Raw genomic sequence first — 11,720 nt, forward strand, 5'->3', positions numbered from 1 at the left:
GATTGGCTACCGCCGCCCGCACCCCGACGTGCCGGTTGGCGCGCGGGGTTCCGATGTCCACGCGACGGAGATGTTCTGTGGGCATGCGGTCGTCCGCCTTGGCGGGCGTCACCGACCGGGACTTCTGTCCCGGGTGTCTGCTGCCAAGCGGGACGCAACAGTTCGGGCTTTTGTTCAACGTGGAGGTGTCTCTCAGAGACAGGATTCCACGCGAAAATCCGAATAGCGATCTATACTCCGAAATCGTAGAAGGGGGGGCCACTCTCAAAGACGTGTTCCAGAGATTGTGCGGGCGGGTTGAGATTAGAACCCAGGGCGCGTGCCGGGATTCCAGCAACTGTCTCACCTTCGCGGACGGGTTTAACGACCACTGAACCTGCTCCAATACGTGCATTGGCCGCGATCTCGATGTTGCCGAGGATTGTTGCTCCAGCACCAATGAGCACGCCACGGCGGACCTTTGGGTGGCGGTCGCCGGTTTCCTTTCCTGTTCCGCCGAGTGTGACGTTCTGGAGTATGGAAACGTCATCTTCAACGACGCAGGTTTCGCCAATGACGATGCCGGCCGCGTGGTCGAGAAATATCCCGGCGCCGAGGCGAGCCGCCGGATGCACGTCAACCTGAAGCGCTCGGGAAGTGCAACCTTGCAGATAGAGTGCCAAATCGCGACGACCTGCAAGCCACAAGGCGTGTGAGATGCGGTGTGCCTGCAGCGCTAAAAAGCCTTTGAGGTGTAGGAAAACGTGCAAGGCTTTGGTCGTCGCCGGGTCTCGATCCAGAACCGCCATGATGTCAGTGTGGGCGCGAGCTAGAATAGAGGAATTTCCGTCCGTGAGTGGAGTGATCGCGGTCAAAAGCAGTTGCTCTTCTTTCCGGGGGACCAATAAGCTCGCCACTCGATAGCAGATCGCTTCTGTTAGGTTGGGTCGCTCAGTGACGCTCTCACCAATCACCGCCGCAAGGAAAGGCTCACTTTCGATTGCCTCTTCCGCTTCCGCGAGAATTCGGCACCATACTGAGTGGTTGTCATCGTGATCGGTCACGCGCGTGCTACACTTGAAGGGTCGCGAATTCGCCGAAATTGCGCAGTCTTTCCCAAGGCTTGGCGGCAACGGCATCTAAAGGGAAGCGGGTGGTTCTTGGGGTTGGAAGTAGTTCGCTGCTCATTTTGTGTATGCAGAATCTGCTATGCTTACGTTGGTGCGCGCATCCGGTGAAAATTGAGAGCGGTATACGGATTGCCTGCCCGACTGGTGGTCCGCTCGCGTTTTCCACTGGATAGGTTCGGGAATGTATGGATCGAAGCCATACTGTATCGCGCTAATGTATGCAAGTGCGAATGACGCGAAGGCTATGGACGCGCACATTTTCCGTCGCTGTCGCCACGCCTTCCGAGCAGAGTATGCAATACAAGCGAAAGGGTGGACGTTGTAGGCGGGCTGGTAATACCGCGGAACGTATTACCGCGCGTAGCGCCGTCCTGTGCGGGCGTCCTGAACTTGGATGTTGCACGAGGGGCTGTCAGTGCCCGAAGAGAGGGATCAAAGCGGAAGGCACGGCATGCAGCTGCGCATGCCCACGGTAAATCAAAGCCGAGTAGGGAGTCGCTAGATCGCTCAGCATCAGTGTCGCTCCTGAAAAATCGTCTGTTTGCGTGTACAAGCTAGGCGTCACGACGGTCGGCATTCCCGCTGCGAGCGCCGCTTCAAGGCCTACTCGCGAATCCTCGAACGCCCAGCATTGGTGAGCCGAGACCCTCAAGTCGTGAAGGACGCGTTCGTAGACTTCGGGATGAGGCTTCTTATGAACGACGTCTTCACCGCATCGGACCGACATAAACCAGTTTTCGACGCGTCCGCCAAGTGTAGCGGCAATTAATGCGTCGACATTGCTTCGGGTCGTGGTCGTGGCGATGGCCATCGGAATCGACTGCTTGTAGGCGATGTCTATCAGGCGTTTCACCCCCGGGCGCAACTCGAGCGAGGTGGAAGTGACCATCTTCCGATAGATTTCCGTTTTCCGCCGGTGAAGCGTAGGAACGTCGATTGCTTTCTCTCCGATCAGGTTGGCGTAAACTGTAATCCTCTCTTTTCCACCGGTGGTTCTCAGGAGTTCCCCGTACACGCTACAATCCCAAATCCAATTGAGACCGGCTTCTTTAAACGCGGCATTGAAAGCCTTCCGGTGCAGTTCCTCGGTCTCTGCGAGAGTACCGTCAACATCAAAAATTAGCGCTGCGGGCTTCATTGATCGCATCTCTTTCGCGGAGCCAAATGGGGAAATGTTCAAGGCTATTCATGCGGTAGGATGGAGCCGGACCCCTCCCTGATACGTTGTAGCCAGTCCCAACCAGCAGGGATGGCATTCCCGCCGAGCACGCGGCGGCAATGTCAGCCTCTCCATCCCCGACCATCAAGGAAACATCACGTGTCACGCCTAGCTTTCGAGCCGCAAGTAGCAACATATCGGGTTCGGGCTTGCGGGGCAGGCCCGTGTCGCCACCGATAACGACCTCAAAGCGCGCGAGCAAACGAAAGTGCTCGAGTATCTGCCGCGCAAAGTGCTCAGGTTTGTTCGTGACAAGCGCCAAGGGAATGCCAAGGGATTCTGCTGCATCGATCGATGTTGTAGCACCTGGCATTAACGACGTCTGCTGGACGAGCCGGCTTGCGTATGCCTCCTGCATGGACGATGTCGCCTGGTCCAACTGGTCTTCCGTAAGCGGCATATTGCACGCGTGATGCGCACGTTCGACGAGTGCGCGGATTCCATGCCCGACCATCCGCCGAACAGAAGGAATAGGCAGTGGACCCAGCGATCGGATTGCGAGAACCTCGTTGATCGAGACGGCAAGGTCTGCCGCGGAATCCACCAAAGTTCCGTCAAGGTCGAAAAGCACCGCCTTCGGCATGCCTCGAACGATCACAAGTGAGGACGGGAACGGACCAACTGCCATCGCGTCACCTCGCTTCGCGCAGGTCCGCAGGATCGGCTAGGTCGGCCGCCCGGCGGATTGCAAGTATGTTGGCCTCGTACTCCGCCTCGGAGTTGCCCTTAAAGACAGCCGAACCAGCCACGAGGACGTTGGCGCCGGCGGCGCGTACGAGCGGGGCCGTTTCCGGCGTGACGCCGCCGTCGACCTGAAGGTCGATCTGCCGATTACCGATCATCTGTCGCACCCGTTTTATCTTCTCGATTACTGCTGGGAGGAAGGACTGCCCGCCAAACCCGGGATTGACCGTCATTATCAGGACAAGATCCACGCGGTCCATTACGTACTCGATCGCTTGTTCCGGCGTTGACGGATTGAGCGAAACCCCTGCCTTCAGTCCAAGATTTCGGATCATCTGGAGCGAGCGATCGAGATGGGGTCCCGCCTCGACATGAACGGTGATGATGTCACAGCCCGCATCGGCGAAGGCGGTGACATAGGCGTCCGCAGGCGCGATCATCAGATGGCAGTCGAAGACCCGGTTCGTGCGTGGTCGCAATGCCTTCACAATTGCTGGGCCAAATGTGATGTTGGGCACGAAGTGTCCATCCATTACATCCAAATGGATCCAGTCTGCGCCGGCGCGTACGACAGACTCGACTTCGTCTCCGAGACGGGAGAAATCAGCGGCAAGGATCGAGGGCGCGATAATAGTGCTGCTCATGGTGTGACAATGTCCTGGAAAACGCGGCTGGCGAGGATGTCCTCAGCCGATATAGTTGACAGCGTTTCACCGGAAACCGGACCAACCGAATTTGTGAAAAGCCGATTGGCTTGGCGAAGCCGTGCTCGATCAAGGGCATTGCGGATGGATCGGGCGTTTGCAAAATGCGGCTGGCTCCGTCGCCGTACGATGTAATTCGCCATTTGGGTACGGGCTTCCTCGTCAAACCGGTAGTTCTGGTCCGCCAGTAGAGTGTCAGCGATCTGAAGGAGCTCTTCATCCCCGTAATCGGGGAAATCGATATGGTGAGCGATGCGCGATCTAAATCCGGGGTTACTCTGGTAAAACAGGTCCATTCGGTCGGCGTAGCCGGCAAGGATTACGACGAGATCCTCTCTGTTGTTCTCCATGACCTGCAGCAAGATCTCTATTGCCTCCTGACCGTAGTCTCGCTCATTGTCTGGGCGATAGAGATAATACGCCTCATCGATGAAGAGGACGCCTCCCATGGCGCGCTTTAGTACCTCTTTCGTCTTGGGCGCGGTGTGGCCGATATACTGTCCGACAAGGTCGTCCCGGGTGACGGAGACAAGATGGCCTTTGCGCACGTAGCCGAGCCGATGAAGGATGTTTGCCATCCGCATCGCCACCGTCGTCTTTCCCGTGCCCGGGTTGCCCGTGAAGCTCATATGCAGCGTCGGCGTAGTATGCGACAGTCCGAGCGATCGACGTGCACGATCGACGACGAGAAGGGCAGCGATTTCACGGATGCGTTGCTTCACGGGTTTAAGCCCGACCAGTTCCCGGTCAAGTTCGTCAAGGACCTCTCCGACGCCCGAGGATCTGAACTCTTCCGTCAGGTCGATCCGGCGAGACGACGGATCGACAGTCGGCCCGCCGAAGGCGGCGGGCCCATTCTGTTGTGACAACATCCTTCTCTTCCTCACCTTCTTGAGATTGGCTAGCGGGCTGTTTGCAGGCCATAGACCTGCGAGCGGCTGTGAGCATCGGTTCTCGCCATGACAAGTTTCGTTTCGACAGGCGGGCGGTTCACGAGGAAAGACATCCGCACCGTCTCCCATCCGCGTGTGTTGTCGAACGCGTTTATTCGAATGTAGGCGTTCGGATGAGCCTTGCGGCAATCGGCAAGCTCCAACATGACCCCCTTGGCGTCACGCAAATCAAACATCGGATTACCCCACATACCCCAGTAGGTGTTGCGGGGATGCGGGTCATCGGTGAACTCGATGCCGATTGCCCACTCGTTGCGCAGACAATATTCAACTTGGGAAGTGATCTGCTCGTCCGTGAGGTCCGGCAGGAACGAAAAACATCCTTGGGTGATACGCATTGCGTTTCCTTCGGTTTACAGGCCAACGGATGGGGTCGGAACAAAATCCGAGGTGTCGGTTGAAGTGTAGTTGAAGCTGACGTCGCCCCAGACATCGAGCGCCGCTTCGAGTGGCTTGCACCATTTGGCGGCTGCGCGCAGAACCTCGGGACCTTCTGCTGTGATGTCCCGGCCTTCGTTGCGGGCGAGTACCATTGCCTCGAGAGCAACACGGTTCGCCGTTGCGCCTGCTTGTATTCCCATCGGGTGACCGATCGTCCCGCCGCCGAACTGGAGCACGACATCGTCACCGAACAACTCAAGCAGTTGATGCATTTGCCCGGCATGAATGCCGCCAGAAGCCACCGGCATGACCTTTAGCGTGTCGGCCCAATCCTGTTCGAAGAAGATGCCACGCTGCAGATCGACCTCGTTCTTCAGTTCGCGACAGACATTGTAATACCCTTGAACGGTTAGCGGATCGCCCTCCAGTTTACCGACGGCCGTACCCGCGTGGATATGGTCGACGCCAGCAAGGCGCATCCACTTGGCAATGACTCGAAATGAGATGCCGTGATTCTTCTGCCGGGTGTAGGTGCCGTGTCCGGCCCGGTGGAGGTGGAGGATCATGTCGTTGGCTCGGCACCATTCCGAAATCGATTGGATCGCGGTGTAGCCGATAATCAAGTCGATCATCACGATCACTGAGCCGAGTTGCTTGGCGAACTCTGCGCGGCGATACATTTCCTCCATCGTTCCGGCGGTGATATTGAGGTAATGCCCCTTGATTTCGCCAGTTTCTGCTGAGGCTTTGTTGACCGCCTCCATGCAGTAGAGGAAGCGGTCGCGCCAGTTCATAAAGGGCTGCGAGTTGATGTTCTCATCGTCTTTCATGAAGTCCAGGCCGCCCTTCAGCCCTTCATAGACGACCCGACCGTAGTTCTTGCCGGACAGCCCGAGCTTTGGCTTGGTGGTCGCACCAAGCAGGGGCCTGCCAAATTTGTCCAAACGCTCGCGTTCGACAACGATGCCGGTCGGTGGTCCTTTGTAGGTTTTCACATAGGCGACTGGGAAGCGGATGTCCTCAAGCCGGGCGGCTTTGAGAGGCTTGAAAGAAAAGACATTGCCAATAATCGATGCCGTAAGATTTGCAATCGACCCGGGTTCGAACAGAATAAGGTCGTAAGCGACGTAGCAGAAGTACTGGCCATCCTGACCTGGGACAGGGTCGACGCGGTACGCCTTGGCTCGATACTGGTCAGCCGCTGTAAGCCGGTCGGTCCAGACAACGGTCCAGGTCGCCGTGGAGCTTTCTCCGGCAACGGCGGCCGCGGCCTCTATAGGATCGACACCAACCTGCGGCGTGATGCGAAAGAGCGCGATGATATCGGTGTCCTTCGGAACATAATCGCCGTCCCAATACCCCATCTGCGCGTATTTTAGCACGCCTGCGCGGTACCGTTCTTTGCCGCGGATTTCTGTCTTTGCATCGGTGTTCATGTTTGTTCCTTTCAACGTTATGTCAGGCTGCCCAGGCCGCGCTCGAGGTGTCGCCGAGCTCGCCACTTTGGTAGCGGCGAGCCATTTCTTTCATTGGAAGAGGTTTGATCTTCGAAGCATTTCCTGCAGTGCCGAATGCTTCGAAGCGCTCGATGCAGACCTTTCGCATCGCATCCATCGCGGGCCTCAGGAACATTCGGGGATCGAACTGTGAGGGCGCGGAGGTCGCGGTTCGCCGGAACTCCGACGTAGCCGCCAAACGCAGGTCCGTGTCGATATTGATCTTGCGAACACCGTGGCGGATCCCGCGGACGATCTCGTCGAGAGGTACGCCGTATGTCTCGCGCATCTCACCCCCATGAGCGTTGAAGACCGCCTGCAGCTCCACAGGCACACAGGATGACCCGTGCATGACGATGTGCGTGTTCGGAAGCCGGGCGTGGATGCGCTCGATCACGTCCATTGCCAGAACCTCTTGGGTGGGTTTCCGCGTGAATTTGTAAGCACCGTGCGATGTGCCGATCGCAACGGCGAGCGCATCCACCCCCGTTTCCGCGACGAACGCGGCGGCTTGATCGGGGTCGGTCAGCAGCATAGAGCGATCGAGGGCGCCCTCGAAGCCGTGCCCGTCTTCTGCTTCGCCATGGCCGGACTCTAGCGAGCCCAGGCAGCCGAGCTCACCTTCAACCGATGCGCCGACCATGTGCGCCAACTGGCTAGCCTCGCGTGTCACGCGCACATTGTAGTCATAGTCAGCCGGTGTCTTGGCATCCGCCAAAAGCGATCCGTCCATCATCACGGACGTGAAACCGGCTTGAATAGCCGAGAGGCACGTTGCGAGATTATTTCCATGGTCCTGATGAATGCAGAGCGGAATCCCGGGAAACATCTGCTCGAGCGCTTCCATCATCTTCGAGAGCATAATGTCGCCCGCATAGCTACGCGCACCGCGAGAGGCCTGGAGGATAACCGGCGCGTCGCAGCGCACAGCCGCCTCCATGATCGCAAGGCCCTGTTCCATGTTGTTGATGTTAAAGGCGGGTACGCCGTAGTCCGCCTCAGCGGCGTGATCGAGCAACTGGCGCAGAGTTATCCTAGCCATGTCAGGACTCCTTTCGGTTCGTGTCGGGTGGATTTGAGTGCCTCGATACCGGGGAGGGGGCGCCCTTCTAACCAGTCCAGGAAAGCCCCGCCGGCGGTCGAGACATAGGTGAGGTCTTGGTCGACGCCCGCCGCGGTGAGCGCGGCCACGGTATCTCCGCCTCCAGCGACCGAGCGAAGTGCGCCACGACGAGTGAGTTCGGCGATTATCCGTGCGATGAAAAAGGTTCCAATGCCGTACGGTGTGAGTTCGAACGCACCGAGGGGACCGTTCCAAAGGACGGTACCGGATTGGCGCAATGCCTCACCGATCTCGTGCCGCGAGGCTTCGCCGATATCCAGAGCCATGACGTCGTCACTAATCGCGTCGACTTGCACCATCTCGCAAGTGTCGTTTGCAACAAATCGTCGGCTGACGACCACGTCTCGCGGCAGAAGGATGCGACACCCGGATTTGCGAGCGGCCGCCTCTATTTCGCGTACGGTCCCCACCGCATCCCTTTCGCAAAGCGAGATGCCTACTGATATCCCGCGTGCATAGAGAAAGGTGTTCGCCATGCCGCCCCCGATCACAAGCGTGTCAACTTTGTCTACGAGGTTTTTGAGGACTTCGATTTTCGTCGACACCTTCGAGCCGCCGACGATCGCTGTGACGGGGCGACGGGCGGTATCCAAGGCCTTCTCCAGCGCTTCGATTTCAGCCAGAAGCGAAGGTCCGGCATAGGCCGGCATCAAGCCGGCAATGGCATGTACCGAGGCATGCGCACGATGCGAGCAGGAAAATGCGTCGTTGACATATAGATCTCCCAGGACCGAGAGCCTGCGGGCGAAAGCGAGACTGTTGTCTTCCTCGCCTTTGTGAAAACGAAGGTTCTCGAGGAGCGCGACCCCGCCGGCAGGTAGACTTCCGACAGCCCGTTCTGCAGAATTCCCCACGCAGTCCGGTACGAACCGCACGTCGCGCTGCACCAGCGAGGACAGGGCTTCGGCCAAGGGCCGTGTCGAAAACACTGGATTGTACTCGGCTGCTGGACGGCCGAGATGTGTCATCACGACGACACGGGCTCCACGCGATAAAAGTGCAGCGACGGCCGGCGCGAAACGGCTGATACGCGTGGCGTCGGTGATGCTCCCACTCTGCATTGGTACATTGAGATCAGCCCGCACCAATACGATCCGGTCGGCAACATCGGCATGCGCCACGTCAGGCACGAAATTTTCACGCGTCGCCAACATGGCATGCTCCGTTCGAAAGGAGAGCGTCCGCGGCCTTGACGACGGCTTCGACGGTGATCCCGAAATGTTCGTAGAGGGCTTCAGCCGGCGCGCTCGCGCCGAAACCGGTCATGCCGATGAACCGGCCGGTCTCCCCGAGCCAGCGGTCCCAGCCGAGGCGTGCTGCGGCCTCAATCGCAATGCGGGGGGCGGTGCCGAGTACGGAACGCTTGTATGCGTCGTCTTGTGCCTCGAAACGATCCCAGGATGGCATGGAGATGACGGCAACGTTGAGCGCTCGTTCCGCGGATAAGCGTTCAGCAGCGGCGACAGCGATCTGTAGTTCGGAACCGGTGGCCAGAAGCGTCAGCTGCCGGGGCTCCACAGTGTCCCGCAATACGTAGGCGCCTCTGGCGGATTGGTTTTGGCGTGTGTGAAGATTCCGCAGCATGGGAAGGGCCTGGCGCGACAGCACAAGGACGGTCGGCCGATCCCTCGAAGTCAGCGCCAGCTCCCAGGCTTCCACGGTCTCGACGGCGTCTGCCGGTCGAAATACCTGCAAATCCGGTGTTGCACGAAGCATCGCGAGATGTTCAACCGGTTGGTGCGTCGGGCCGTCCTCCCCAAGTCCTATCGAGTCGTGGGTCATCACGTATATGACGCGCTGGCGCATCAGGGCCGACAGACGGATTGCACCCCGCGCGTAGTCCGCGAAGCAGAGGAATGTTCCTCCGTAAGGGATGAAACCGCCATGCAGCGCCATTCCGTTCATCGCAGCGGCCATGGCGTGCTCGCGAATGCCAAAATGAATGTAGCGGCCCTGGAAATCACCCGGCCGGATGGGGAGCAGACCCGGTGTAAGTGTCAGATTGGAGTGTGTAAGATCGGCCGATCCACCGACAGTAAGAGTTGTTTTGGCGTTGATGATAGCCAGAGTATTTTCGGAGGCCTTGCGCGACGCGAGCTTCACTTTTTTTTCGACCTGTTCCCTGCGAAAAGCAGACAGCGCTCTTGTCACGCCGGGTGGCACGTTGCCCTTCATGTCCGCCAGGAAGCGATCTTTTCGGGAAGACAGCTCCAGCCGGCGCTCCCAGTCTTCCCGCGCTTGTCTGCCTCGCTGTGCCACGCCTTGCCACGCGAGATAGACGGATTCCGGCACATGGAACGCTTCGAAGGGCCAAGAGAGACAGACGCGTGCGGCGGCGATTTCCGCGTCACCCAATGGCGCGCCATGGACCTTCTCTGAGCCCTGTAGGTTCGGCGCACCTTTGCCGATGACTGTTCGACAGGCGATCATTGTCGGTCGGCGGTTCTTTTGAGCGCGGGTTAGCGCCGCGGCAATAGCTCCGTGATCATGGCCATCAACCTGATCCGTCGCCCATCCCGCCGCCGCGAAACGCATACGCTGCCGCATGGATGTCGACAGGCTTAGGTCTCCATCGATCGAGATCCGGTTGTCGTCCCACAACACAATGAGCTGCGAAAGCTTGAGATGGCCGGCAAGGTCGATCGCTTCGTGGCTGATTCCCTCCTGCAGGCAGCCGTCTCCGGCGATGACATAGGTCTTGTGATTGACTAGCCGCTTGCCGTAACGCGACGTCAGCATGCGCTCAGCCAGCGCCATGCCCACGGCCGTTGCAAGTCCCTGGCCAAGCGGGCCAGTTGTCGTTTCGACGCCGAAAGTGTGCCCATACTCGGGGTGGCCCGCGGTGACGGAGCCGAGCTGGCGGAACTGGGCCAACGCCGCAATGGGCATGTCCGCGTAGCCAACCAAATGATGGATCGCGTACTGCAACATAGAACCATGCCCGGCCGAAAGGATGAAGCGGTCGCGGTCCGGCCAGTTTGGTGTCGTGGGATCGATCCGAATGAACCTGTTGAAAAGCACCGTGGCAACGTCGGCCATGCCCAACGGCATACCTGGATGACCGGAATTGGCTCGCTGGACGGCGTCCATCGTCAGAGCGCGGATGGCGTTTGCCATCTCGTGTTCAGAAGCCTGGATATCTACCGAGGTGTGGTGGACGTTCATGTCTTCCTCCTGATCAGGACGACCGATGCTTCTCGTCGAGAAGCTTGTGTATGAGGGGGGTGAAGATGAGCTGCATCGCGAGGTCCAGCTTTTCGCCGGAAACGACGATCGAATTGGCGCGCGACATGAAACTGTCGCCCAGCATTGAGAGCAGGTAAGGGAAGTCGATGCCGCGGGGGTTGGCAAAACGAATAACCAACATGGATTCGGCGGGTGTCGGAATCCACCGCGCGATAAAGGGATTCGACGTATCGACGGTCGGCACGCGCTGGAAATTGATATTTGTCTGCGAGAACTGTGGGCAGATGTATCGCATGTAGTCCGGCATGCGCCGAAGGATGGTGTCCGTTACCGCCTCGGTCGTATAACCACGGGCGGACTTGTCCCGGTGGATCTTCTGAATCCATTCCAGGTTGATCACTGGCACGACACCGATCTTCAGGTCGACATGACGCGGGAGGTTTACTTTCTCCGTCACGGCGCAACCGTGGAGACCCTCGTAAAACAGGAGATCACTCGAGGGTAGGTCAACCCAATCAGTGAAGGTGCCGGGAGGCGCGCCATGGAATCTGGCTTCCGCATCGTCGTGGACATAGTGACGTCGCTTGCCCGTGCCGCGTCGTCCGTATTCCTCGAACAGCGCTTCCAGACGCTCGAGTTCATTGGCTTCGGGACTGAAATGGGAAAAGTGTCGGTTACCGCGAGCATCTTCCTCGGCGACCTTTTCCTTCATCTCGGTGCGATTGTAGCGGTGGAACGCGTCACCTTCGATGAAAGCTGCTGATATTTTCTCTCGTGCGAAGATCTTCTCAAATGTGGTTTTAACAGTCGTCGTACCCGCGCCCGACGACCCAGTGATTGCGATGACGGGAAACCGTTTTGACAT

The 11,720-nt window shown here is 58.6% G+C and carries 11 protein-coding genes; all 11 read right to left on the bottom strand.

What is annotated here, in order from left to right; all coding sequences use genetic code 11:
* Positions 1-230: 230 nt before the first annotated feature.
* The gene (gene cysE, locus IB277_RS14050) at positions 231-1,118 is read right to left on the bottom strand and encodes a serine O-acetyltransferase (protein ID WP_192371145.1); all 888 of its coding nucleotides are present in this window, start codon (positions 1,116-1,118) and stop codon (positions 231-233) included.
* 403 nt (positions 1,119-1,521) lie between these two features.
* Positions 1,522-2,247, bottom strand: coding sequence for an HAD-IA family hydrolase (locus IB277_RS14055; RefSeq protein WP_210334499.1), 726 nt, complete (start codon positions 2,245-2,247; stop codon positions 1,522-1,524).
* Positions 2,222-2,956 (bottom strand): HAD-IA family hydrolase, encoded by a 735-nt coding sequence (locus IB277_RS14060; RefSeq protein ID WP_192371146.1) that lies wholly within the window; start codon positions 2,954-2,956, stop codon positions 2,222-2,224. Before IB277_RS14060 ends, IB277_RS14055 begins: the two co-directional genes overlap by 26 nt.
* Before the next feature lie 4 nt (positions 2,957-2,960).
* On the bottom strand, positions 2,961-3,656 hold the full coding sequence (gene rpe / locus IB277_RS14065) for a ribulose-phosphate 3-epimerase (RefSeq protein ID WP_192371147.1): 696 nt from the start codon (positions 3,654-3,656) through the stop codon (positions 2,961-2,963).
* Entirely contained in the window at positions 3,653-4,588 is a 936-nt protein-coding gene (gene cbbX, locus IB277_RS14070; RefSeq protein WP_192371148.1) for a CbbX protein, read from the bottom strand. Before cbbX ends, rpe begins: the two co-directional genes overlap by 4 nt.
* 29 nt (positions 4,589-4,617) lie before the next feature.
* Positions 4,618-5,007, bottom strand: a complete 390-nt coding sequence (locus IB277_RS14075; RefSeq protein ID WP_192371149.1) for a ribulose bisphosphate carboxylase small subunit — start codon at positions 5,005-5,007, stop codon at positions 4,618-4,620.
* Between the two features lie 15 nt (positions 5,008-5,022).
* Positions 5,023-6,486 carry a form I ribulose bisphosphate carboxylase large subunit gene (locus tag IB277_RS14080; RefSeq protein ID WP_192371150.1) on the bottom strand — a complete coding sequence of 488 codons (1,464 nt, stop codon included), beginning with the start codon at positions 6,484-6,486 and terminating at the stop codon, positions 5,023-5,025.
* A gap of 22 nt (positions 6,487-6,508) precedes the next feature.
* A complete protein-coding gene (fba, locus tag IB277_RS14085; protein ID WP_192371151.1) occupies positions 6,509-7,588 on the bottom strand; it encodes a class II fructose-bisphosphate aldolase in 1,080 nt (359 codons plus the stop codon).
* A complete protein-coding gene (gene pgk / locus IB277_RS14090; protein ID WP_192371152.1) occupies positions 7,576-8,823 on the bottom strand; it encodes a phosphoglycerate kinase in 1,248 nt (415 codons plus the stop codon). The genes fba and pgk overlap by 13 nt, the downstream gene beginning before the upstream one ends.
* Positions 8,807-10,834 carry a transketolase gene (tkt, locus tag IB277_RS14095; RefSeq protein ID WP_192371153.1) on the bottom strand — a complete coding sequence of 676 codons (2,028 nt, stop codon included), beginning with the start codon at positions 10,832-10,834 and terminating at the stop codon, positions 8,807-8,809. Before tkt ends, pgk begins: the two co-directional genes overlap by 17 nt.
* Before the next feature lie 13 nt (positions 10,835-10,847).
* Positions 10,848-11,720, bottom strand: a complete 873-nt coding sequence (locus IB277_RS14100; protein WP_192371154.1) for a phosphoribulokinase — start codon at positions 11,718-11,720, stop codon at positions 10,848-10,850.

The organism is Ensifer sp. ENS07 (assembly GCF_014852185.1).
Taxonomy (GTDB): Bacteria; Pseudomonadota; Alphaproteobacteria; order Rhizobiales; family Rhizobiaceae; genus Ensifer; species Ensifer adhaerens.

Excerpts from the sequence above, each read along its gene's own strand:
- cysE (WP_192371145.1), bottom strand. The coding sequence starts at position 1,118 with ATGCCGTTGCCGCCAAGCCTTGGGAAAGACTGCGCAATTTCGGCGAAT.
- IB277_RS14055 (WP_210334499.1), bottom strand. The coding sequence starts at position 2,247 with ATGAAGCCCGCAGCGCTAATTTTTGATGTTGACGGTACTCTCGCAGAG.
- IB277_RS14060 (WP_192371146.1), bottom strand. The coding sequence starts at position 2,956 with ATGGCAGTTGGTCCGTTCCCGTCCTCACTTGTGATCGTTCGAGGCATG.
- rpe (WP_192371147.1), bottom strand. The coding sequence starts at position 3,656 with ATGAGCAGCACTATTATCGCGCCCTCGATCCTTGCCGCTGATTTCTCC.
- cbbX (WP_192371148.1), bottom strand. The coding sequence starts at position 4,588 with ATGTTGTCACAACAGAATGGGCCCGCCGCCTTCGGCGGGCCGACTGTC.
- IB277_RS14075 (WP_192371149.1), bottom strand. The coding sequence starts at position 5,007 with ATGCGTATCACCCAAGGATGTTTTTCGTTCCTGCCGGACCTCACGGAC.
- IB277_RS14080 (WP_192371150.1), bottom strand. The coding sequence starts at position 6,486 with ATGAACACCGATGCAAAGACAGAAATCCGCGGCAAAGAACGGTACCGC.
- fba (WP_192371151.1), bottom strand. The coding sequence starts at position 7,588 with ATGGCTAGGATAACTCTGCGCCAGTTGCTCGATCACGCCGCTGAGGCG.
- pgk (WP_192371152.1), bottom strand. The coding sequence starts at position 8,823 with ATGTTGGCGACGCGTGAAAATTTCGTGCCTGACGTGGCGCATGCCGAT.
- tkt (WP_192371153.1), bottom strand. The coding sequence starts at position 10,834 with ATGAACGTCCACCACACCTCGGTAGATATCCAGGCTTCTGAACACGAG.
- IB277_RS14100 (WP_192371154.1), bottom strand. The coding sequence starts at position 11,720 with ATGTCAAAACGGTTTCCCGTCATCGCAATCACTGGGTCGTCGGGCGCG.